Source organism: Geodermatophilus obscurus (genome assembly GCF_900143215.1).
GTDB lineage: Bacteria > Actinomycetota > Actinomycetes > Mycobacteriales > Geodermatophilaceae > Geodermatophilus > Geodermatophilus obscurus_A.
Map to the genome: position 1 here is coordinate 72,644 of NZ_FRDM01000013.1, position 22,465 is coordinate 95,108.

General features: G+C 73.9%; 22 protein-coding genes and 1 tRNA gene. 5 read left to right on the top strand and 18 right to left on the bottom strand.

Annotation, left to right across the window (positions count from 1 at the left end):
• Window positions 1-33 precede the first annotated feature (33 nt).
• The 17 genes from BUB17_RS13815 to argS form a co-directional block, all read right to left on the bottom strand.
• A complete protein-coding gene (locus BUB17_RS13815; protein ID WP_072918858.1) occupies window positions 34-906 on the bottom strand; it encodes a F0F1 ATP synthase subunit delta in 873 nt (290 codons plus the stop codon).
• A complete protein-coding gene (locus BUB17_RS13820; RefSeq protein ID WP_072918860.1) occupies window positions 906-1,490 on the bottom strand; it encodes a F0F1 ATP synthase subunit B in 585 nt (194 codons plus the stop codon). Before BUB17_RS13820 ends, BUB17_RS13815 begins: the two co-directional genes overlap by 1 nt.
• Before the next feature lie 48 nt (window positions 1,491-1,538).
• Window positions 1,539-1,781 carry an ATP synthase F0 subunit C gene (gene atpE, locus BUB17_RS13825; protein ID WP_072918862.1) on the bottom strand — a complete coding sequence of 81 codons (243 nt, stop codon included), beginning with the start codon at window positions 1,779-1,781 and terminating at the stop codon, window positions 1,539-1,541.
• 75 nt (window positions 1,782-1,856) lie between these two features.
• Window positions 1,857-2,654 carry a F0F1 ATP synthase subunit A gene (gene atpB / locus BUB17_RS13830; RefSeq protein ID WP_244277209.1) on the bottom strand — a complete coding sequence of 266 codons (798 nt, stop codon included), beginning with the start codon at window positions 2,652-2,654 and terminating at the stop codon, window positions 1,857-1,859.
• A gap of 26 nt (window positions 2,655-2,680) precedes the next feature.
• On the bottom strand, window positions 2,681-2,917 hold the full coding sequence (locus BUB17_RS13835; protein WP_244277210.1) for an AtpZ/AtpI family protein: 237 nt from the start codon (window positions 2,915-2,917) through the stop codon (window positions 2,681-2,683).
• Between the two features lie 105 nt (window positions 2,918-3,022).
• Window positions 3,023-3,499 (bottom strand): Cg1360 family ATP-synthase-associated protein, encoded by a 477-nt coding sequence (locus tag BUB17_RS13840; RefSeq protein ID WP_072918868.1) that lies wholly within the window; start codon window positions 3,497-3,499, stop codon window positions 3,023-3,025.
• On the bottom strand, window positions 3,496-4,752 hold the full coding sequence (locus tag BUB17_RS13845) for a glycosyltransferase family 4 protein (RefSeq protein WP_072918869.1): 1,257 nt from the start codon (window positions 4,750-4,752) through the stop codon (window positions 3,496-3,498). The genes BUB17_RS13840 and BUB17_RS13845 overlap by 4 nt, the downstream gene beginning before the upstream one ends.
• A gap of 167 nt (window positions 4,753-4,919) precedes the next feature.
• Window positions 4,920-5,576 carry an L-threonylcarbamoyladenylate synthase gene (locus BUB17_RS13850; RefSeq protein WP_208983398.1) on the bottom strand — a complete coding sequence of 219 codons (657 nt, stop codon included), beginning with the start codon at window positions 5,574-5,576 and terminating at the stop codon, window positions 4,920-4,922.
• Between the two features lie 14 nt (window positions 5,577-5,590).
• Window positions 5,591-6,439, bottom strand: a complete 849-nt coding sequence (gene prmC / locus BUB17_RS13855; protein WP_244277211.1) for a peptide chain release factor N(5)-glutamine methyltransferase — start codon at window positions 6,437-6,439, stop codon at window positions 5,591-5,593.
• Window positions 6,440-6,447: 8 nt separating this feature from the next.
• Window positions 6,448-7,524, bottom strand: coding sequence for a peptide chain release factor 1 (gene prfA, locus BUB17_RS13860; protein WP_072918875.1), 1,077 nt, complete (start codon window positions 7,522-7,524; stop codon window positions 6,448-6,450).
• Window positions 7,525-7,632: 108 nt separating this feature from the next.
• Complete coding sequence (gene rpmE / locus BUB17_RS13865) at window positions 7,633-7,857, bottom strand: 50S ribosomal protein L31 (RefSeq protein ID WP_072918877.1); 225 nt, start codon at window positions 7,855-7,857, stop codon at window positions 7,633-7,635.
• A 197-nt stretch (window positions 7,858-8,054) separates the two neighbouring features.
• Window positions 8,055-10,181: a transcription termination factor Rho gene (rho, locus tag BUB17_RS13870; protein WP_072918879.1), complete on the bottom strand. Its 2,127-nt coding sequence runs from the start codon at window positions 10,179-10,181 to the stop codon at window positions 8,055-8,057.
• A gap of 248 nt (window positions 10,182-10,429) precedes the next feature.
• Complete coding sequence (gene thrB, locus BUB17_RS13875; protein ID WP_244277212.1) at window positions 10,430-11,326, bottom strand: homoserine kinase; 897 nt, start codon at window positions 11,324-11,326, stop codon at window positions 10,430-10,432.
• A 176-nt stretch (window positions 11,327-11,502) separates the two neighbouring features.
• Window positions 11,503-12,588 (bottom strand): threonine synthase, encoded by a 1,086-nt coding sequence (gene thrC / locus BUB17_RS13880; protein ID WP_072918881.1) that lies wholly within the window; start codon window positions 12,586-12,588, stop codon window positions 11,503-11,505.
• On the bottom strand, window positions 12,585-13,877 hold the full coding sequence (locus BUB17_RS13885) for a homoserine dehydrogenase (RefSeq protein WP_072918884.1): 1,293 nt from the start codon (window positions 13,875-13,877) through the stop codon (window positions 12,585-12,587). The genes thrC and BUB17_RS13885 overlap by 4 nt, the downstream gene beginning before the upstream one ends.
• Complete coding sequence (gene lysA / locus BUB17_RS13890; RefSeq protein ID WP_175561365.1) at window positions 13,874-15,328, bottom strand: diaminopimelate decarboxylase; 1,455 nt, start codon at window positions 15,326-15,328, stop codon at window positions 13,874-13,876. Before lysA ends, BUB17_RS13885 begins: the two co-directional genes overlap by 4 nt.
• A 32-nt stretch (window positions 15,329-15,360) precedes the next feature.
• Window positions 15,361-17,022, bottom strand: a complete 1,662-nt coding sequence (gene argS, locus BUB17_RS13895) for an arginine--tRNA ligase (protein ID WP_072918888.1) — start codon at window positions 17,020-17,022, stop codon at window positions 15,361-15,363.
• 200 nt (window positions 17,023-17,222) lie between these two features.
• Here argS and BUB17_RS13900 point away from each other — a divergent pair, with 200 nt between their 5' ends.
• From BUB17_RS13900 to ygiD, 4 genes are all read left to right on the top strand, one after another.
• Window positions 17,223-17,996, top strand: coding sequence for a DUF3105 domain-containing protein (locus BUB17_RS13900; protein WP_072918890.1), 774 nt, complete (start codon window positions 17,223-17,225; stop codon window positions 17,994-17,996).
• Entirely contained in the window at window positions 17,993-18,646 is a 654-nt protein-coding gene (locus BUB17_RS13905; protein WP_072918893.1) for a DUF305 domain-containing protein, read from the top strand. The genes BUB17_RS13900 and BUB17_RS13905 overlap by 4 nt, the downstream gene beginning before the upstream one ends.
• 59 nt (window positions 18,647-18,705) lie before the next feature.
• Window positions 18,706-18,777 (top strand) — tRNA-Arg (locus BUB17_RS13910).
• A 253-nt stretch (window positions 18,778-19,030) separates the two neighbouring features.
• Entirely contained in the window at window positions 19,031-19,909 is an 879-nt protein-coding gene (gene ygiD, locus BUB17_RS13920; RefSeq protein WP_244277213.1) for a 4,5-DOPA-extradiol-dioxygenase, read from the top strand.
• Between the two features lie 108 nt (window positions 19,910-20,017).
• Here the strand turns inward: ygiD and BUB17_RS13925 are convergent, their stop codons facing one another.
• Window positions 20,018-20,788 carry an SDR family NAD(P)-dependent oxidoreductase gene (locus tag BUB17_RS13925; protein ID WP_208983399.1) on the bottom strand — a complete coding sequence of 257 codons (771 nt, stop codon included), beginning with the start codon at window positions 20,786-20,788 and terminating at the stop codon, window positions 20,018-20,020.
• Between the two features lie 154 nt (window positions 20,789-20,942).
• Between BUB17_RS13925 and BUB17_RS13930 the strand changes: the two genes are divergently transcribed.
• On the top strand, window positions 20,943-22,442 hold the full coding sequence (locus BUB17_RS13930) for a long-chain-fatty-acid--CoA ligase (RefSeq protein WP_072918897.1): 1,500 nt from the start codon (window positions 20,943-20,945) through the stop codon (window positions 22,440-22,442).
• The last annotated feature ends 23 nt before the right edge of the window (window positions 22,443-22,465 follow it).

Here is a 22,465-nt window from a genome sequence, read left to right on the forward strand (position 1 = left end):
GGGTGGTGTCTGGGTGGGGGGGCCGGGTCGCGGTCAGCCGACGAGCCGTCGGCCGGCGGCCTCGAGGCGGTGCGCGACGCTGCCGTCGATGACCTCGTCACCGACGCGGATGACCAGGCCACCGAGCACGCTGGGGTCGACGACCACCTGCAGGCCGATCGGCCGGTTGTAGAGCCGCCCCAGGAGCTCGGCGAGCCGGCGCTCCTGCGCATCGGTCAGCGGCACGGCGGTCGTCACGCGCGCCACCGACTGCCCGCGGCGGCTCGAGGCCGCCTCGGAGAGTCGCTCGACGGCGTTCTGCGCGTTGCCGACTGATCGCCCGGTGAGGTGGTTGCGCAGCAGCATCGCCGTGATCGGGCTGACCCGGCCGGAGAGCAGCCGGTCGAGCAGCTCCGCCTTGCCGGCGGCCGGAGCGGTGCGGTCGCTGAGGATCCGGGACAGTCCCGCATCTCCCGCGACGATACGCCCGAACCGGAACAGCTCGTCCTCGACGCCGTCGAGCTCACCGCGGGCCTCCGCGGCGTCCAGCGCGGCGTCGGTGGCCAGGGTCTCGGTCGCCTCCACGAGGTCCAGCGGACGCGACCAGCGCTGCCGGGCCGCGGTCTCGACCAGGTCGAGCGTGGCCCCCGAGACCCGGCCGGACAGCAGTTGCCGTGCGACGCCGGCCCGGTCGGCCGGGGTGGCCGACGGGTCCGACAGCGCCCGGCGCAGCGTGACCTGCCCGTCGAAGAGGTGCGCGACGGCGAACAGCTCGTCGGCCAGGGCCACGAGCTCCTCGTCGGTCGCTGCCCGTTCCTGGCCGGTCAGCCGGTCCCGCGCCCGCTCGAGCAGGCCGGAGGCCGGCCGGGTGAGCTCGGTCAGGCGCTCCCGCACCTCGCGGAGCGCCGCGCGGCTGGAGGCATCCATCAGCGGTCGCCCTGCACGTACACCGAGCTGCCGGTGGCGCCCCGGCCGTCCGGCGAGGCGCCGGCGGCCATGCCGTCGAGCTGGTCGAGGAAGCGGTCGACCGTGCCGGTGCGGCGCGCCTGGTCCTCGAGGGACTCGCCGACCACGCGGCCGGCGAGGTCGACGGCGAGCCGGCCGATCTGGCCGCGCAGTTCGTTGACGACCTGCTGGCGCGAGCTGGCCAGCTGCTCCTCACCGCGGGCGACGATCCGCGCGGACTCCTCCTGGGCCTGGGCGCGCAGCTCCTCGAGGATCTGCTGGCCCTCGGCGCGGGCCTGGTCGCGGATCTGAGCGGCCTCGGTGCGGGCCTCGGCCAGCTGCGCCTGGTAGCGCTCCAGCGCGGCCTTGGCCTCGGCCTGCATCGCTTCAGCCCGCTCGATCCCGCCCTCGATCGCCTCGCGGCGGGCCCGGAAGACCTGCTCGAAGCGCGGCGCGACGAACTTGGCCACCACGAAGAAGAGGATCCCGAAGGCGATCAACCCGATGATGATCTCGCCGATCGGCGGGATCAGCGGGTTCGGGCTCTCCGCCGCGAGGTTTGTCATGGTCTCACTGTCCCTGTCTGGAGTGGGTGACCGTGCCCGCTGGGCCGATCAGGTGCCGAAGACGAAGGGGACGACGAAGCCGATGAGGGCGAGCGCCTCGGAGAGGGCGAAGCCGAGGAACGCGTAGGTGCGGGTCAGCCCGGCCGACTCGGGCTGCCGGGCGGTCGCCTGGATGTAGGCGGCCCAGACGATGCCCACACCGATGCCCGGGCCGATTGCGGCGAGGCCGTAACCGACCGACCCGATGCTGCCGGTCAGCTCTGCCAGAACGTCGATAGCGTCCGATGCCATTGCTACGGATTCCTCCTGTGTCGGTCGCCCGGGGTGTTCCCGGGCGGCTGGCTTGGGGTCGTACGGATGGTGCGGTCAGTGGGCGGGCTCGACGGAACCGTTGAGGTACGTGCCCATCAGCACGGTGAAGACGTAGGCCTGCAGGAAGATGACCAGCAGCTCGAAGAAGGTCATCACGATGGCCATCAGGGCGGAGACCGGGGCGAAGATGACCGAGTAGTTCCCGACGTTGAAGAGGTAGACCGCGCCGAGCGCGAACACCACCAGGAGCATGTGGCCGGCGAACATGTTGGCGAAGAGCCGTACGGCCAGCGTGAACGGCCGGACCACGAAGGTCTGCAGGATCTCGATCGGCGTCACCAGGATGTACATGAACTTGGGGACGCCCGGGAGGAAGAGGATGTCCTTGAAGTAGCGGCCGGCGCCCTGCTCCCTGATCCCGACCCAGATGTAGATGACCCAGCAGATGGCGGCCAGGACCAGGGGGAAGGCGAACCTGGACATCGGCGAGATCTGGGCGAACGGGATGATCGCCATGAGGTTGTTCGCCAGGATGAAGAAGAACAGCGACACCAGGAACGGGGCGAACGGCAGGCCCTTGGGGCCGATGACGTCGCGGGCGATGCCGTCACGGACGAGGGAGTAGCCCGCCTCCCCCACGTACTGGAGCTTGCCCGGGACGATCTGCGGCTTGCGGACCGCGGCCACGAGGAAGGCGATCATCGCGATGGTCGCCACCCACAGGATCACGGTGATGCGGGTGATCTCGAAGTCGACGCCGAGGAGGGAGAACTGCGCGAGCGGCTCCGGGTAGAACTCCTCGATACCAGGCGCCACGAAGCCGCCGCCGGGGTCGCTCTCGACAGCGAGCACGCCGCCGAGTGCATGGGCGCTGGAGGTCACCGTTGTCCCTTCTGCGTCCTGGGCTGACTCCGTCGGCCGCCCGAGGTCGTGCCGGTGCGCGGCCCTCCCGCTGGCGGGGGGACCACGCCGTACCTGACGACCACCACGTAGATGGCGGCCGCCACGCCGAGGATGATGCCGACCGGTGCGAACAGCCGTGTGTCCAGCCACTGGTCGAGCAGCCACCCGGCCCCGCCCCACACGGCCATCCCGGAGATCATGGTCCCGATCACCGCCCATCCGGTGTCGGCACCACCGCCCTGTCGGGCTGGGCTGGCAGCTCGGGGCCGAGAGTCCTCACGCTGGGGTTCGTCCTCGGCCATCGGCCGGGAACACTATCAGCCGCGTGTCGCCGGTCCTCCCCGCGGCCGGGCACTTCCCCCGGTCGGGGGCGGTGGGGGTGGGGTCACGTAGTACAGCGGGCGGGTCCAGACCCACCGCAGCTGTACCCCGCTCCACAGCAGCGCTCCGACGACGACGGCCCAAGCCAGCGTGCGACGGTCGAGCCACCCGTTCTCCGGGAGCGCGTTGAGTACTGCGAAGAGCAGGAGCGCCTTCACGAAGAATGCACCCAGCGCCGCGGGGAGGGTGAAGCTGTCGTCGATCCGGCCGGCCCAGGCCACGACCACACCGGACACGACGAAGAACGCGGTCACGACGACCGCGCCGACGAGTACACCGATGGCGTCGTCCCACCCGGCCAGCAGACCGGTGACCGAGGCGGCCACCGCGGCGACACCAGCGGTGACCACGGCACCGACCCGGAGGAACGACAGGTCCCAAGGGGCCTCGGGACGACTCGGGCCGGTGCTCACGGGACTCCCTGGGGTGACGGCGACGGCTTGCCGGCCGGGTCGGCCGGCCGGCCCTGGACGGAGGGCGCGGTGGCGCGCAGCGTCCGCGCGGTGGGGTGGTCGGCCCGGCTGCGCTGACGCTGGGCCTCGAGCTCCGCGGCACGGGCCTCGCGGGCGGCCCGCCGGGCGCGCGGGCTGAGGACGACGACGACGCCGAGGACGAGCAGCACCGCGATGCCGACGAGCAGCTCCACCCGACCCCCGGTGATGGACAGCCCCACCGCCCCGAAGGAGAGCAGCGCGGCCCAGAAGTACATGACCAGCACCGCGCGCCGGTGCGAGTGCCCGATGGCCAGCAGCCGGTGGTGCAGGTGCATCTTGTCCGGAGAGAACGGCGAGCGGCCGCGCAGGCTGCGGCGGACGACGGCCATGACCAGGTCGATGAACGGGATGGAGAGCACCGCGATCGGCACCAGCAGCGGCAGGGCCAGCGGCAGCAGGGTGGCCGCGGAGTCGAACGTCTGCGGGTCGGCCTGCCCGGTCGCCGAGACCGCGGCCGCGGAGAGCATCAGGCCGACGAGCATCGAGCCGGAGTCGCCCATGAAGATGCGGGCCGGGCTGAAGTTGTGCGGCAGGAAGCCCAGGCAGGCGCCGGCCAGGACCGCGGTGATCAGCGTCGGGGCGCTCGCGATGTCGTCGTAGCCCTCGACCCCGAGGTGGTAGCTGTAGGCGAAGAAGGCCAGCGCGGCGATCGCGGAGACACCCGCGGCCAGGCCGTCGAGGCCGTCGATGAAGTTCAGCGCGTTGACCGTGAGCACGGTCAGCAGCAGGGTCAGCGGAACGCCGATGTCGGGTCCGAGCGAGAGCGTCCCGATGTCGGCGACCGGCAGGAAGACGAAGGCCAGCTGGACGCCGAGCAGGACCATGACACCGGCCGCGGCGATCTGGCCGGTGAGCTTGGTGAGCGCGTCCAGGCCCCACTTGTCGTCGAGCACCCCGAGTGCGCAGATGAGCCCACCGGCGGCCAGGACGGCGGCGGTCTGGGAGTCGTCGAAGGTGCGCTGCAGCGCGGGCAGCCGGGTGGCGACCAGCACCGCCGCGGCGACCCCCAGGTACATCGCGACGCCGCCCCCGCGGGGGGTGGGGATGACGTGCACGTCCCGTTCGCGCGGCGCCGCCATCATCCGCAGCCGGACCGCCGCCAGCCGCACCACCGGGGTGGCCAGGTAGGTGACCAGCCCCGCGGTGAGCAGGACGACGGCGTACTCGCGCATGGGTCAGGCGGCGCCGGGGCCGGTCACGGGCGAGTGCGTCCGGCCGGAGGCGGTGCCCCAGGAGCGGGTGCTCATCGCGGCGGATCTCCCGGGGATCGACGACGGACTGGAGTCCCACGGTATCGCTCCGGCGCCCCACCCATCGTCAGCCGCTGAGCGCCGGCCGCCTAGTCGACGATCTCGGGGACGACCTCTCGCAACCGGTCGACCGGGACGGCACCGACCCGCAGCACCCGCGGCGCCGGCACGGTGCAGTCGACGATCGTGCTCGCGGCGGACCCGGTGCGCGGTCCGCCGTCCAGGACGACGGCCGCGTGCACCCCGAGCTGGGCGACGGCCTCGTCGGCGGTGGTGGCGGCCGGGCGGCCGGAACGGTTGGCGCTGGAGACCGCGAGCGGGCCGGTGCGCCGCAGCAGGTCGCGGGCGACCTCGTCGTCGGGCAGCCGGACGGCGACGGTGCCCTCGGCGTCCCCGAGGTCCCAGGCCAGGGACGACGCGTGCTCGAGCACCAGGGTCAGCCCGCCGGGCCAGAACGCCTCGGCCAGCCGCGTCGCGACCGGCGGGACCACGTCGACCAGCCCGACCAGCGTGGAGGCCTCACCGATGAGCACCGGGACCGGCATCGTGCGGCCGCGGTTCTTCGCGGCCAGCAGCGCGGCGACCGCCGGCGGGGTGAAGGCGTCGGCAGCGACGCCGTACACGGTGTCGGTGGGCATCAGCACCAGCTCGCCCCTGCCGATCGCCGCCGCCGCGGCGTCCAGCCCGGCGGCGCGGGCGTCGGGGTCGGAGCAGTCGTAGGTCGCCGGGGTCGAAGACGGAGCCACGGAGGGCGAGTCTGTCATCCCCCGCTCCGGTGCGCGGTCGTGTACCGAGGACGGCCGGCCAGGTCGGGGTGGTCCTCGACGTCGGTCCAGCCGCCGGAGGCCCGCACCAGCGCGGGCAGCGCGCTCCCCTGCTGGTCGGCGTGCTCGATGCCCAGCCCGCCACCGGGCCGGAGCAGCCTGGCGGCGGTGCGCAGCAGCCCGCGGACGACGTCGAGTCCGTCGGGGCCGCCCCACAGCGCGAGCGGCGGGTCGTGGTCGGCCACCTCACGCGGCACCATGGCGTCGTCGGGCACGTAGGGCGGGTTGGAGACGACGAGGTCGACCGCGCCGTCGAGCTCCCGCAGGAGGCCCGGGTCGGTCATGTCGCCCGACAGCACCTCGACGGGGGTGTCCCCCGCCGCGGCGCGGGTGGCGGCGTTGTGCCGGGTCCACTCGATCGCGCCGGGATCGCGCTCGACGGCGGTGATCCGCGCGCCGGGGTGCTCGTGCGCGATCGACAGCGCGATGGCGCCCGAACCGCTGCCGAGGTCGACGACGACCGGCTCGGCGACCCCGGCCAGCCGCGCCAGCGCCCACTCGACGAGCTGCTCGGTCTCCGGCCGCGGCACGAAGACGCCCGGACCGACGGCGAGCTCGAGGGAACGGAACGGGGCGCGGCCGGTGAGGTGCTGCAGCGGCACCCGGTCGGCGCGCTGCCCGGCGAGGGTCGCGAACCGGGCGACCGCGTCGTCCGGCACCTCGGCGAGGGTGAGCAGGCCGGCGCGCGAGACGCCGAGGACGTGGGCGAGCAGCAGCTCGGCGTCCACCCGTGGCGACTCGACCCCGGCGGCGGCGAGCCGCCGCGCGGCGTCGGTGAGCAGCAACCGGGTGTTCAGGAGCCGGCCGCCAGCAGCTCGGCGGCGTGCGCGCGGGTGAGCGCGTCGATGACCGGGTCGAGCTCGCCGTCGAGCACCTGGTCGAGGTTGTGCGCCTTGAAGCCGACCCGGTGGTCGGAGATCCGGCTCTCCGGGAAGTTGTAGGTGCGCACCCGCTCGCTGCGGTCGACGGTGCGGACCTGGCTGCGACGCTGGTCGCTGGCGGCCGCGGCGGCCTCCTCGCGGGCGGCGGCCAGCAGCCGGGAGCGCAGCACGCGCAGTGCCGACTCCCGGTTCTGCAGCTGGCTCTTCTCGTTCTGCGAGCTGACGACGATGCCGGTCGGCAGGTGGGTGATCCGGACGGCGGAGTCGGTGGTGTTCACGCTCTGCCCGCCGGGGCCCGAGGAGCGGAAGACGTCGATGCGCAGGTCGTTCGGGTCGACGGTGACGTCGACCTCCTCCGCCTCGGGCAGCACCAGGACGCCGACGGCGGAGGTGTGGATGCGGCCCTGTGACTCGGTGACCGGCACCCGCTGGACCCGGTGCACGCCGCCCTCGAACTTCAGCCGCGACCAGATGCCCTCGTCGGTGCGGGACTTGATCGCGATCGAGACGTCCTTGTAGCCGCCCAGGTCGGCGGGGACGGCGTCGAGCACCTCGGTGGCCCAGCCGCGGCGCTCGGCGTAGCGCAGGTACATGCGCAGCAGGTCGCCGGCGAACAGCGCCGACTCCGCGCCGCCCTCCCCCGCCTTGATCTCGAGGATGACGTCCTTGTCGTCGTCGGGGTCCTTGGGCAGCAACAGCTCGCGCAGCCGCTCCTCCAGTTCGGGCACCCGCTGCTCGAGCGCCGCGGCCTCGGCGGCGAAGGAGGCGTCCTCGTCGGCGAGCTCGCGGGCGGCGGTGAGGTCGTCGCGGACGGCGTCCAGCGCGCGCTTGGTCTGCACCAGGGGGGCCAGCTGCGCGTAGCGGCGGCCCAGCCGGCGGGCACGGGCGGCGTCGGCGTGGACGGCCGGGTCGGCGAGCTCGGTCTCCAGCGCGGCGTGCTCGGCCAGCAGCCCGCTCAGCCGCTCAGGCGTGGCGTCGGTGCTGCTCATGCGGGCGGCCTCTCGAACAGCGGCGCTCTCCGCGGAGAACGCCGGGATGGGCTGGACACGACGACGGCGCCCGCCCCACACGAGGTGGGACGGGCGCCGTCGGGGGGGCTACTGGCCGGCGCCGGCGTTGCGCTTGCCGAACCGCTTCTCGAAGCGGGCCACGCGGCCGCCGGTGTCCAGGATCCGCTGCTTGCCCGTGTAGAAGGGGTGGCAGGCGGAGCAGGTCTCGACGGTCAGCGTGCCGCCGGGCGCCGTGCTGCGGGTGGTGAAGGTGTTCCCGCAACCACAGGTCACCGTGGTGGTGTGGTAGTCGGGGTGGATGCCGGGCTTCATGTCGCCTCTTCCGGGAGTCTGTGCCGTTCGGGTGGTCGAACGCCGGCGGCCGGTCGGTCATTCCGGCCGGGCAGCGGGGCTCGGTCGCTCAGTATCCCTGCCAGGTGCGGGGCTGGAACGGCCTGGTGGGTTGCTGGAACGGCCCCGGTGCAGGGTCCCGCGCCGAGCCTGCGAGGCGTGGGGGGCACCGGGGTCCTTCAGTCGTTACCGGGACCGAGCGTCGTCTTCTGGATCTGCATGAGGAACTCGATGTTGTTGCGCGTCTTGCGCAGCTTGTCGAGCAGCAGCTCCAGCGCCTGCTGCGGCTCGAGCGCGGCGAGCACCCGGCGCAGCTTGATGACGATGGCCAGCTCGTCGGGCGACATGAGGATCTCCTCCTTGCGCGTGCCCGACGCGTTGACGTCGACGGCCGGGAAGACCCGCTTGTCCGCCAGGCGGCGGTCCAGCTTGATCTCCGCGTTACCGGTGCCCTTGAACTCCTCGAAGATGACCGTGTCCATCGTCGAGCCGGTCTCGACCAGCGCCGAGGCGATGATGGTCAGCGAGCCGCCGTTCTCGATGTTGCGGGCGGCACCGAGGAAGCGCTTGGGCGGGTAGAGCGCGGTGGAGTCGACACCGCCGGAGAGGATGCGGCCGCTGGCGGGGGCCGCCAGGTTGTAGGCGCGGCCCAGGCGGGTGATCGAGTCCAGCAGGACGACGACGTCGTGGCCCATCTCGACCAGTCGCTTGGCCCGCTCGATGGACAGCTCGGCGACCGTGGTGTGGTCCGACGGCGGCCGGTCGAAGGTCGAGGCGATGACCTCGCCCTTCACCGAACGCTGCATGTCGGTGACCTCCTCGGGCCGCTCGTCGACGAGGACGACCATGAGGTGGCACTCGGGGTTGTTCGTCGTGATCGCGTTGGCGATCGACTGCAGCACCATCGTCTTGCCGGCCTTGGGAGGCGACACGATGAGGGCGCGCTGCCCCTTGCCGATCGGCATGACCAGGTCGATGACCCGGGTCGTCAGCTGGTGCGACTCGGTCTCCAGCCGCAGCCGCTCCTGCGGGTAGAGCGGGGTCAGCTTGGTGAACTCCGGACGCTGCCGGGCCTGCTCGGGTTCCAGGCCGTTGACGGTGTCCAGCCGGACGAGCGCGTTGTACTTGTCCTTGCGCTCGCCCTCGCGGGGCTGGCGGACGGCGCCGGTGATCGCGTCACCGCGGCGCAGGCCGTAACGGCGCACCTGGGACAAGGAGACGTAGACGTCGTTCGGGCCGGTCAGGTAGCCCGAGGTGCGGACGAACGCGTAGTTGTCGAGCACGTCGAGGATGCCGGCGACCGGCAGCAGGACGTCGTCCTCGCTGACGGTCGGCTCGTTCTGGTCGAACCGCTCGCGGTTGTTGTTGCCGCGGCGGTTGCGGTCCCGGTAGCGGCGACCCCGGCGGCCACGACCGCCCTCGAAGTCGTCGTCGTCCTCGTCGGTGCGGTTGTCGTTCCCGCGGTCGGTGCGTTCGGTGCGGTTGTCGTTCCGGTTGTCCGGCCGGCCGCCGCGCTCGCCCCGGTCGGGACCGCGGTTGCCGTCCCGCTCGCTCCGGTTGCCATCGCGCTCGCTCCGGTTGCCGCGCTCGGCGCGGTCGCCGCCGTCCCGGTTGCCCTCACGCTCACGGGCGTCGCCACGGTTGGCGCCGTCGCGCTCGCCGCGGTTGCGCCCACGGTCGCGGTTGCGCTGCGGACGGTCGCCCTCGGTGCGCTCGCCGTCGGTCTGCTCGGGAGCCGTACCGGCTGCGGAGGCGGGGGCCTCGGCGCGCGGCTCGGCTGCCGCAGCGGAGCTCTCGACCGCCGGAGCGGAGCCCTCGACCGCCGGAGCGGAGCCCTCGACCGCCGGAGCGGAACCCTCGGCTGTCGGGGCGCCGGCAGGCCGGCTGGCCGCCCGACGGCGGCGCGGTGCGGCCTCGGTGCCCGCGGCCGTCGACGAGGTCAGCGGGCCGCCGTTGGCGCCTCCGCTGATCGGGGCCTCGACGGGTGCGGCCGTGGCGGCACCCCCGCGGGCGGTGTCGGTGCTGCGAGCGGCCGGGATGTCGGCGGGGGCGCCGTCGGTGGAGGCGCCACCAGTGCTCTCCCCGCCCACCTGGCGGGCGGAGATGGCGGCGACCAGGTCGCCCTTGCGCATCCGGCCGGTGCCGGAGATGCCGAGCTCGGCGGCCAGGCGCTGCAACTCGGGCAGCAGCATGCCGGAGAGCCCGCTGCCGCGGCGACGGGTGCGGCCCGTCGTCCCAGAGGCGGCAGGTGCCTCGTCGGTGCCTGCGCCCTGCGGCGCGGTGACGAGGTCGGTGGTCTCGCTCACGTACAGGTCCTTCCCTGCGGAGACCTGCGCCTACCAGCGCAGGGGGTGGTCCGGCCCCTCCCGCCCGTTCGTCGAGCGGACAGCAGGAGAAGCGGGATCCAGTGGGTGCGGAGCGGTTCTGCGGCGACGGACATCGAATCGTCTGCAACGCCCCGCGCGAGGCTCGCCCGACTGGGCGGCTACGCCGTGAGCCTAGTGCTGGCCCACGGACACGACAACACCGATCGGAACCGGCGTGTTCCTCGTTATCAAGACGATACCCCAGGGGTCCCGACCTGCACGTCTGCACCGCGGGGATCGACGTCCAGGACGCGCACGGACCAACCCGGAGGAGTGAGATCCCTCACCCCGCGCAGCCCGTCGACGCCGGCGGAGCGCCGGGTGAGGACGAGCAGGCTCGGTCCCGCCCCGGAGACGACGGCGGCGTGACCGGCCGCGCGCAGCCGCTCGAGCAGCCGGGCGGAGTCCGGCATGACGGCCGCGCGCTGCTGCTGGTGCAGCCGGTCCTCGGTCGCGTCGAGCAGCAGGCCGGGTGCGGCGGTCAGCGCGTGCACCAGCAGCGCGGCCCGCCCGGCGTTGAAGGAGGCGTCGGCGTGCGGAACGGCGTCGGGCAGCAGCCCGCGGGCGAGGTGCGTGGACAGCGTTCCGTCGGGGACGAGCACCACCGGCACCAGGTCGGGCGAGACCTCGAGCTGCTCGGCGCGGGCACCGCCATCGGTCACCCACGACAGCGTCGCGCCGCCGAGCAGGCACGGGGCGACGTTGTCCGGGTGCCCCTCCAGCTCGGTGGCGAGCCGCAGCACGGCGTCCCGGTCGACGCCCGGGACGTCGGGGCACAGCGCCCAGGCGCCGACCAGACCGGCGACCACCGCGGCGGCCGACGAGCCCATCCCCCGCCCCTGCGGGATGCCGTTCCGCGCGACGACGGCCAGCCCCGGCGGCGTCCAGCCGAGCGCATCGCACCCGGCGCGGAACGCCCGGACGACGAGGTGCGACTCGTCGGTGGGCAGCGTGTGCGCTCCCTCGCCGGTCAGCGCGACCTCGAGCCCGCTGTGCCGGACGGTGAACTCGACGACGTCGTGGCAGGACAGCGCCAGCCCGGCGCTGTCGAACGCCGGGCCGAGGTTGGCGCTGGTCGCGGGCACGCGGACGCGCACCACCTCGGCCGCGTCCGGGGTCGGCCCGCTGCAGGGTCCCGCCGCGGCCCCGTCCCGAGGCTCCCCGGGAGCCTGCGAGCGGTGCGGAGGACGGGGTCCGTCCACGGTGGGGGGCAGGGGGTCCTCCTCCGAGCAGAGGGCAGGACGTGGTCCGTCCGTCTGGATCACAGGCCGAGCTGCGCGGCGGCGGTTGCGGCGTCGACCGGCACGGTCACCGGGGCCGGTGCGCCGGAGATCGCCCACTCCGGGTCCTTGAGGCCGTTGCCGGTGACGGTGCAGACGACCCGCTGTCCCGGCTCGAGCTCGCCGGCCTCGGCGACCTGCAGCAGACCGGCGACCGACGCGGCGGACGCCGGCTCGACGAAGACCGCCTCGGTGCGGGCCAGCAGCCGGTAGGCCGCGAGGATGGCCCGGTCGGTGACGGCGTCGATCCGGCCGCCGGACTCGTCCCGGGCGGCCAGCGCCTTGGTCCAGGACGCCGGGTTGCCGATGCGGATGGCGGTGGCGATGGTCTGCGGCTGCTCGACGACCTGCCCGGTGACGATCGGGGCGGCGCCGGCGGCCTGGAAGCCCCACATGCGCGGCGTCCTCGCGGCGGTGCCGTCGGCGGCGTACTCGCGGTAGCCCTGCCAGTACGCCGTGATGTTGCCGGCGTTGCCGACCGGCAGGCAGTGGATGTCCGGGGCCTCGCCGAGCACGTCGACGATCTCGAACGAGGCGGTCTTCTGCCCCTCGATCCGGTACTGGTTGACGCTGTTGACCAAGCTGACCGGGTAGTCGATCGCCAGCTTGCTGGCCAGCGCGAGGCAGTCGTCGAAGTTGCCGTCGACCTGCAGCAGCTTGGCGCCGTGCACCAGCGCCTGCGCCAGCTTGCCCAGCGCGATCTTGCCCTGCGGGACGAGGACGGCGCAGGCCATCCCGGCGCGGGCCGCGTAGGCGGCGGCGCTGGCGCTGGTGTTGCCGGTGGACGCGCAGATGACCGCCTGGGCGCCCTCCTCCTTGGCCTTGGTGATGGCCATGGTCATCCCGCGGTCCTTGAACGACCCGGTCGGGTTGGCGCCCTCGACCTTGAGGTAGACGTCGCAGCCGGTGCGGCGGGACAGCTCCTGCGCCGGCACCAGCGGGGTCGCCCCCTCCTGCAGGGTGACCACCGGGGTGCTGTCGCTCACCGGCAGCCGCGGGCGGTAGGCCTCGATGAGCCCCGGCCACAGCGGGGAGACGGTGCCCCGCACGGGCAGCTGCGTCGTCATGACAGTCCCTCCACACGCAGGATGCTGGTGACGCCGCGCACGGCGGGCATCTCCCGGAGCGCGCCCACCGTCGCAGAGAGGGCCGCGTCCGGGGCGCTGTGCGTCACGATGACCAGCGTCGCGGCGTCCCCGTGCCCGTCCTGGCGCACGGTGGCGATGCTGACCCCGTGGCGGGCGAACTCCTGCGCCACCGTCGCCAGCACGCCCGGCTTGTCGGCCACGTCGAGGCTGACGTGGTACCGGGTCGGGGTCTCGGCGATCGGCCGCGCGGGCAGGCCCGCGTAGGCGGTGACGCCGGGGCCGGCGACCCCCGCGACCCGGTTGCGCGCGACGGCGACGAGGTCGCCCAGGACGGCGCTGGCGGTCGCGTCCCCGCCGGCGCCCTGGCCGTAGAACATCAGCTGCCCGGCGGCCTCGGCCTCGACGAACACGGCGTTGAACGCCCCGCCGACCGAGGCCAGCGGGTGCGTCGTCGGGATCATCGCCGGGTGCACGCGGACGGCGACGGAGTCCCCGCCCTCGCCCGGCACGCGTTCGCAGATCGCCAGCAGCTTCACCGTGCAGCCGATCTCCGCGGCGCGGGCCACGTCGGTCGAGGTGACCGCGGAGATGCCCTCGCGGTACACGTCGGCGGCCGACACCGGGGTGTGGAAGGCCAGCGAGGCGAGGATGGCGGCCTTGGCCGCGGCGTCGAAGCCGTCGACGTCGGCGGTCGGGTCGGCCTCGGCGTAGCCGAGATCGGTGGCCTCGGCCAGCGCCTCGGTGAAGCCGTGCCCGGTCTCGGCCATGCGGGACAGGATGAAGTTGGTCGTGCCGTTGACGATGCCGACCACCCGGCGCAGCTGGTCACCGGCCAGCGACTCGCGCAGCGGGCGCAGCAGCGGGATCGCGCCGGCCACGGCGGCCTCGTAGTACAGGTCGACCCCGGCCTCGGCCGCGGCCGCGTGCAGCTCGACGCCGTCGTCGGCCAGCAGCGCCTTGTTGGCGCTGACCACCGACTTGCCCGCCTCGAAGGCGGCCAGCAGCAGCGAGCGCACCGGCTCGATGCCGCCGATGACCTCCACGACGAGGTCCACGTCGGGCCGCGTCACCAGCCCGTGCGCGTCGGTGGTGAGCAGGTGCGCGGGGACGTCGGGGTGCCGGTCGGGACGGCGGACCGCGACGCCGGCGACCTCGACCGGCCGGCCGATGCGGGCGGCGAGCTCACCCGCCTGCTCCTCCAGCAGCCGCAGCACCGCGCTCCCGACGGTGCCGCAGCCCAGCAGCGCGACCTTCAGCGGATCACTCACGAGCGGGCTCCTGCCGGGTGCTCGGGCGCGGGCTGGTCGATCGCCGGCGAGGGCGCGGGCACGTCGGCGAGGACGGCGTCGAGGGCGAACACGTCCGCCAGTGTCTGACGCCGGACGATCTCGGTGGCGACGCCGTCCCGCACGGCGACCACCGGCGGCTTGAGCAGGTAGTTGTAGTTGCTCGCCATCGACCAGCAGTAGGCGCCGGTCGCGGCGACCGCGAGCAGGTCGCCGGGCTGCACGTCGGCGGGCAGCCACAGGTCGCGGACCAGGACGTCCCCGCTCTCGCAGTGCTTGCCGACGACCCGGCACAGCGCCGGCGGGGCCTCGGAGGTCCGGTTGGCCAGCACGCAGGTGTAGGCGGCGTCGTAGAGCGCGGTGCGGATGTTGTCGCTCATCCCGCCGTCGACCGACACGTAGTTGCGCACCGGCGGGGCGCCCTGCCCGCCGCTGCCGAGCCGCACCGGCTTGATCGTGCCGATCTCGTAGAGCGTCACCGTGCCGGGACCGGCGATGGCGCGGCCGGGTTCGACGGCCAGCCGGGGCACCGGCAGCCCGAGCGCCTCGCACTCGGCGGCGACGACGGCGCGCAGCCGCCGGGCGACGTCGCCGGGGCCGACCGGGTCGTCGTCGGGCAGGTAGGCGATGCCGAAGCCGCCGCCGAGGTTGAGCTCCCCCAGCACCTCGCCGGTGGCCTGCCGCAGCTGGCCGAGCAGGCCCACCACCCGGTGCGCGGCCGCCTCGAACCCGGCGGAGTCGAAGATCTGCGAGCCGATGTGGCTGTGCAGGCCGGTCAGCCGCAGGGCCGGCTCGCGGATCACCCGGACCGCGGCGGTCAGCGCGTCGCCGGTGGCCAGCGAGAACCCGAACTTCTGGTCCTCGTGGGCGGTGGCGATGAACTCGTGGGTGTGCGCCTCGATGCCGACCGTCGTCCGGACGAGCACCGGCACCGGCGCTCCGCCGGCGGCGACGCGGTCGGCGGCCAGCGGCACCAGCCGGTCGATCTCGTCGAAGGAGTCGAGGACGACGTGGCCGATGCCGGCGTCGACGGCCAGCTGCAGCTCGACGAGCGACTTGTTGTTGCCGTGCAGGGCGATCCGTTCCGCCGGGAAGCCGGCGGCCAGGGCGAGGGCCAGCTCGTTGCCCGAGCAGGCATCGAGGTGCAGGCCGTCGTCGGCGATCCAGCGGGCGACCTGACCGCAGAGGAACGCCTTGGAGGCGTAGTGCACGTCCGCGCCGTGGAAGGCGGCGGCGAAGTCGGCCGCGCGGCTCCGGAAGTCACCCTCGTCGAGGACGAACAACGGCGTGCCGTGGGTGCGCGCCAGCTCGGTGACCGGCCGGCCGCCTAGGTGCAGCTCGCCGTCGACCCGCCGGGCCGAGCGCGGCCACACCTGCGGGTCGAGCGCGCCGAGGTCGGCCGGCGGCAGGCCGACCGACGGCGGCGGGGTCATCCCCCCGTGCAGCGGACCGGCCGGGTGGGCCCTCACATCCGCTCCGGGGCGGAGACGCCGAGCACGCCGAGGCCGTTGCGCAGCACCACGGCGGTCGCCGCGCACAGCCAGAGGCGGGCGGTCGTCAGCGGGGTCGCCTCCTCGTCGCCGCGGGGCAGCACCCGGCAGACGTCGTAGAAGCGGTGGTAGGTGCCGGCCAGCTCCTCCAGGTAGCGGGCCACCCGGTGCGGAGCGCGCAGCTCCGCGGCCGAGGTCAGCACCCGCGGGAACTCACCGAGCGCCCTGAGCAGGTCGTTCTCCCGATCGTGCGCCAGCTGTGCGACGTCGACGTCGGCGGCGTCCCCCAGCGCGATGCCGAGGTCGCCGGCGTTGCGCAGCACCGAGGAGATGCGGGCGTGCGCGTACTGCACGTAGAAGACCGGGTTGTCGTTGGTCTGCCGGCTCCACAGGTCCAGGTCGAGGTCGATCTGCTGGTCGACCGACGCCCGGGCCAGCGCGTAGCGGGCGGCGTCCGCGCCGACGGCCTCCACGAGGTCCTCGAGCAGGACGACGGTGCCGGCCCGCTTGCTCATCCGCACCGGCTCGCCGTCGCGGACCAGGTTGACCAGCTGGCCGAGCAGGATCTCCAGGTTGCCCTCGGGGTCGTCGCCGACCGCGGCCACGAGTGCCTTGTAGCGGCCGACGTACCCGGCGTGGTCGGCGCCGAGCATGATCACGACCTTGTCGAAACCCCGGGTGCGCTTGTCCAGGTAGTAGGCGCAGTCGGCGGCGAAGTAGGTCGGCTCGCCGTCGCTCTTGACCAGCGGGCGGTCCTTGTCGTCGCCGAAGTCGGTGGTGCGCAGCCAGACGGCGCCGTCGGCCTCGTACACGTGGCCGTTCTCCCGGAGCCGGGCGATCGCCTTCTCCAGCGCGCCGGTCTCGTGCAGCGTGCGCTCGCTGAAGTAGACGTCGAACTCGACGCCGAACGCGGCGAGCGTCCGCTTGATCTCGGCGAACATCAGGTCGACGCCGCGCTCGCGGAAGCGCTCCTGCTGCTGGTCCTCGGACAGCTCGAGCACGCCCGGCTCGGCCGCCACGACCTGGGCCGCGATCTCGCCGATGTAGTCGCCGGCGTAGCCGTCCTCGGGCACCGGGCGGCCGGCTGCCGCGGCCATCAGGCTGCGGGCGAACCGGTCGATCTGCGCGCCGGCGTCGTTGAAGTAGTACTCCCGCGTCACCGTGGCGCCACTGGCCTCCAGCAGCCGCCCCAGGGCGTCACCGACGGCCGCCCAGCGGGTGCCGCCGATGTGCACCGGGCCGGTCGGGTTGGCGGAGACGAACTCCAGGTTGAGCTTCTGCCCGGCGAGGGTGCCGGTGTGCCCGTAGGTGCGGCCGGCGGTGACCGCGTCGACGGCGATCTTGCCGAGCGCGCCCTGCGCCAGGGTGATGTTGAGGAAGCCGGGGCCCGCGACGTCGACGCAGGCGATGCCCGGGTGCGCCCGCAGCTCCTCGGCCAGCAGCTCGGCCACCTCGCGCGGCGGCCGCCCGGCCGGCTTGGCCAGGCGGAGGGCCACGTTGGTGGCGTAGTCGCCGTGCTCGGGGTTCTTCGGGCGCTCGACGACGACCTCGGCGGGCACCTCGACGGGCAGCGCGCCTCGCTCGACGACCGCGCCGACGGCGGTGCGTACGACGGCCTGCAGCTGCTCGGGTGTCACCGCACGAGCGTACTGACCGGGTGTCCGCGTCCCGTGCGGGCTTCCTCACCCTCTCCCGGGCTCCCAGGGAGTGCTCAGCTCGCCCACCTAGACTCGGCCGCCGGAACGGCCGCGCGGGAGTCGCGACGCGGCCCCGCCCGGCCCGCGCACGGACGGGGCCGGGGGAACCAGCACGGACACCGAGCACCCGAGGAGAGGCCTTGGCCAAGGACCGCAAGCCCGAGACCGGTCGCGCGAGCGGCGGAGCGAGCCGGTCGGGCGCGGGAGGCGGGAAGGGCGGGCGCACCCGCCCGCCGGCGGCCAACGTCGTCACGCCGCAGCGGCCGTGGGGGCTGATCGCCGCCGCCGTCGCCGTCCTGCTGTTCGCCGCCGCCGTGCTCACCTACGCCGTCCTGCAGGTCAACGAGTCCGAGGCCAACCGGGTCGACGCCGTCGACGAGATCGACGGGGTGCAGACCTTCGACTACGCCGCCGGCCAGGAGCACGTGACCACCCCGGTCACCTACGAGCAGTCCCCGCCGGTCGGCGGGCCGCACGACGGCGAGTGGGCCGACTGCACCGGCACCGTCTACGACGTGCAGATCCGGCAGGAGAACGCCGTGCACAGCCTCGAGCACGGCGCCGTCTGGATCACCTACGACCCCGCCGTCATCGGCGGGGGGGCGCTGGACACGCTGACCGCGTTCGCCGACGAGTCCGGTCGGATGGTCTCCCCCAACGCCGGCCAGGACTCCCCGATCAGCCTGCAGTCCTGGAACCACCAGCTGAAGGTCGACTCGGCCGACGACCCGCGGATCGAGCAGTTCGCCGACTTCCTGACCTACAACCAGGAGTTCTTCCCCGAGCCAGGCGCCAGCTGCGAGAACCCCCAGTTCATCAGCGACCCGCTGACCGTGGGCGAGGGCAGCCGCGGCGCCGCGTCCATGACGACCGACGCCCCGACCTCGACCGGGGCTGAGACCGGCGCCCCGTGACCGCCGCGCGCAGCCCGCTCCGGGTGCTGCTGCTGGCGGTCATCGCCGTCGGGCTGGTCCTGATCGGCGGGGGCGCCGCGGTGGCCCTCGGCCTGGGCCGGGGCGAGCCGGCCCCGACGGCGGACTCCGCGGCGGCCGGGTTCGCCCGGGACATGTCCCGGCACCACCTGCAGGGCGTGGAGATGGCCAACCTGGCACTGGAGCGGAGCACCGACCCGGAGGTCCGCCAGCTGGCGTTCGACATCGCCGAGACCCAGCAGAACCAGGTGGGGCGCATGCAGGGCTGGCTGGCGCTCTGGGGCCTGCCGCCGACCGGCGGTGACACCATGGCCTGGATGGCCTCCGCCGAGGGGCACGGCGGCCACGACACGGCCGCGGTGGCCGGCGGGCCGATGCCGGGGATGGCCACCGAGGCGGAGCTGGCTCAGCTGCGCGCCCTGTCGGGCACCGAGTTCGACGTCGAGTTCCTGCGGCTGATGATCCGGCACCACCAGGGCGGCTTCGAGATGGCGCAGTACGCCGCCGAGCACGCCGCTGTGCCCGCCGTCGCAGGGCTGGCCGGCACCATCGCGGAGACCCAGACGGCGGAGGTGACGACGATGGAGCGGATGCTCACCTCCCGCGGCGGCACCCCGCTGCCCGCGCCCTGACGCACCGCCGTCGGAACGCCGCGGAGCGGCTGGTAGGTTCTTCTGCGCCCCACCGCAGAGCCCCCGTAGCTCAGGGGATAGAGCACCGCCCTCCGGAGGCGGGTGCGCAGGTTCGAATCCTGCCGGGGGCACCCAGCACCGAGAGGCCCCGCCGTCCGCGGCGGGGCCTCCCGTGCGTCCGGGGCCGGTCGGCGGCCGCCAGGCCCCTGGCCAGGTCCGGGAGGCGACCGACGCAGCACAGCTCGGAACGCTGCTGGTGCTCCTCACCGTCGCTGTGGCACCGGCGCTCCGGCGTGCCACCGGCTACGGTCGCGACAGCTCGAACGGCCGGGAAGCGCCCGAACGGGGTGAGGGCGCCGCAGGGCACGACAGGCGGGAGTGGGCGTGAGCGTGGACAGCGGCGGTTCGACGGGGCTGATGCCCGCGGCGTTCTTCGGCCACGGCAATCCCATGAACGCTCTCGAGGTGAACCGCTACACGGCGGCGTGGCGCGCGTTCGGCGAGGCGGTGCCGCGTCCCCGGGCGATCCTCGTGGTCAGCGCGCACTGGTACATCAACGCCACTGCCGTCACGGCGATGCCGCGGCCCCGCACGATCCACGACTTCTACGGCTTCCCGCAGGAGCTGTTCGACGTGCAGTACCCGGCGCCCGGGCTGCCGGAGCTCGCCGCGGAGGTCAGCGACGTCGTCCACCCGACGTGGGTCGGCGCGGACGTCGACAGCTGGGGCATCGACCACGGGACCTGGTCGGTGCTCGTGCACGCGTTCCCCGACGCCTCGATCCCGGTCGTGCAGCTGAGCATCAACGCCGACAAGAGCCCGGACCACCACCTCGAGCTCGGCGCGAAGCTCGCGCCGCTGCGCGAGCGCGGCGTGCTGGTCGTGGCCAGCGGCAACGTCGTGCACAACCTGCGCGGGATGGACTGGTCGCTCAGGGACGACGGCTACGACTGGGCGCAGCGCTTCGACGAGGACGCCAAGCAGCGCATGCTCACCACCCCGACCGAGTTCGCGACGCTGGACGCGCACGCCGACTACCGCCGTGCCGTGCCGACGCCGGACCACTTCATCCCCGCGCTGTACCTCGCGGGGCTCGCCGGTGCGGCCGGCGACCAGTCGGCAACCGTGCTGGTGGACGGTTACGCGTACGGCTCGCTGTCGATGACGGCGTACACGCTGGGCCTCGACTGCGGGCAGACGCCCGACGCGGGCGGCGCGCCACAGGCTCCGCCCGGGGTGCCACCCGACGGCTCCAACATCTGAGCGGCAGCGCTCGCCGACCGGGCAGCGCGATGGGCGGGGACCCCGTGCCGCACGACCCGCGCACGCACCGGTCGGACCTCGACTCGTCCGTCGGCGCGGGCGTCCGCATCAGCTGGTCAGCAGCCCGCCCTCCACCGGCAGCGTCGTCCCGGTGACGTACCCGCCGGCGTCGCTGACCAGGAAGACCAGCGCCGCGGCCAGCTCCACGGGGTCGCCCTTGCGACCGGCCAGCACCCGGGTCAGCTGGCTCTCGATGTAGCCCTCGGGGTACTGCTCGGTCATCTCCGACTCGAAGAAGCCGGGGGCCAGCGCGTTCACCCGGATGCCCTTGCGGCCGGTCCACTGCTGCGCCAGGTCGCGGGTGAGCCCGATCAGGCCGGCCTTGCTCGCCGCGTAGGCCGCCTGGGGCAGCCCGGCGGTGGTCAGCCCGAGGATGCTGGAGATGTTGACGATCGAGCTGCCCGGCTGCATGACCCGCGCGCAGGCCTGCGCCATCCAGTAGCAGCCGTTGAGGTTCACGTCGATCACCGAGCGGAACTGCTCCGGGGTCTCCCGGGTGGCCGGCACCGCCGTGCCGACGCCGGCGTTGTTCACCAGGACGTCGACCTTCCCGAACTCGGCCATGGCGGCGTCCACCAGGCCCTGGCAGTCCTCGGGCGAGGAGACGTCGGTGCGCACGGTGATCGCCCGCCGCCCGGCCGCCTCCACCGCCGCGCGGGTGTCGCCCAGCCGGTCCTCGCGGCGGGCGCCCAACGCGACGTCCGCGCCGGCCTCGGCCAGCGCGCGGGCGAACACCGCGCCGAGGCCGGAGGACGCCCCCGTCACGATCGCCACCCGGCCGTCCAGCCGGAACATGTCGAGGACCGTCCTGTCCGTCACGTGCGCTCCCGTCGTCGTCGGTGGGTCCTGAGCCTGTCGCGCCGGCGGCCGACCCGCCACCCGCGGCCCCGAGCCGCGAGCTGCCGACGTGTGGGGTAGACCACATCCCTGACGGGTAGGGGCCGGACCCGATCCGGAACGATGGGGAGGATCCGTGGCCAACCTGGCACAGCACCTGATCGACACCGCGGCGCAGCACGGCGACCGGCCGGCGCTCCGCATGGACGACGCCGTCCTGACCTACGACGGGTTCCGCGACGCCGCGGCTGCCGTGGCCGCGGGACTGCGGGCACGGGGCGTGCAGCCCGGCGACCGGGTGGGGATGGTCCTGCCGAACGTGCTGAGCTTCCCGGTCGTCTTCTACGGCGCGCTGACCGCCGGCGCCGCCGTCGTCCCGATGAACCCGCTGCTCAAGGCGCGCGAGGTCGAGTACTACCTGCGCGACTCCGGCGCCCGGCTCGTGGTCGTGCTGGACTCGATCGCCGACGCGGCCACCGAGGCCGCGGCCGCCGTGGGCGTCGACGCGGTGACCGTCGGCCCGGTCGACGCCGGCGCGACGCTGAGCGGGACCGGCAGCGGGGACCTCGAGCCGCGGGCTGACGGGGACGCGGCGGTCATCCTCTACACCTCGGGCACCACCGGCCCGCCGAAGGGCGCGGAGCTGACCCACGCCAACCTGAGCGGCAACGCCCGCACCACGCAGGAGACCCTCCTCGAGGGCACGCCGGACGACGTGATCATGGGCTGCCTGCCGCTGTTCCACGTCTTCGGGCTGACCTGCGCGCTCAACGCCGGCGTCCTGGCCGGGGCCTGCCTGACGCTGCTCCCGCGGTTCGACGGCGCCAGAGCGCTGCCGATCATCGAGCGGGACCGGGTGACCGTCTTCGAGGGCGTGCCGACGATGTTCTCCGCGATGCTGCACCAGGCCGACCGGGACCGCCACGACGTCTCCAGCCTGCGCCTGTGCGTCTCCGGCGGGTCGGCCATGCCGGTCGAGGTGATGCGCGGTTTCGAGGAGGCCTTCGGCTGCATCGTGCTGGAGGGCTACGGCCTGTCGGAGACCTCGCCGGTCGCCTCCTTCAACCACCCGCACGCGGAGCGCAAGCCCGGGACGATCGGCACGCCGATCCGCGGGGTGGGGATGCGGCTGGTGGACGACGAGGGCCGCGACGTGGCCGCCGGCGACGTCGGGGAGATCGCGATCCGCGGCGAGAACGTGATGAAGGGTTACTGGGGCAAGCCCGAGGAGACGGCGAAGGCCATCCCGGACGGCTGGTTCCGCACCGGTGACCTGGCCCGGCAGGACGAGGACGGCTACTACGCGATCGTCGACCGCAAGAAGGAGATGATCATCCGCGGGGGTTACAACGTCTACCCGCGGGAGATCGAGGAGGCGCTCTACGAGCACCCGGCGGTCGCCGAGGCGGCGTGCGTCGGCGTCCCCCACCCCGACCTCGGCGAGGAGGTCGCCGCCGCCGTCGCACTGAAGCCCGGCAGCCAGGCCGACGCCGACGAGCTGCGGGCCTGGGTCAAGGAGCGGGTGGCCGCCTACAAGTACCCGCGGCACGTCTGGCTGGTCGAGTCCCTGCCGAAGGGCCCCACCGGCAAGATCCTGCGCCGCGCCGTCGAGGTCCCCGCCGAGGTGGCGGGGTGAGGCAGCCGGGGGCGCCGGCGTGA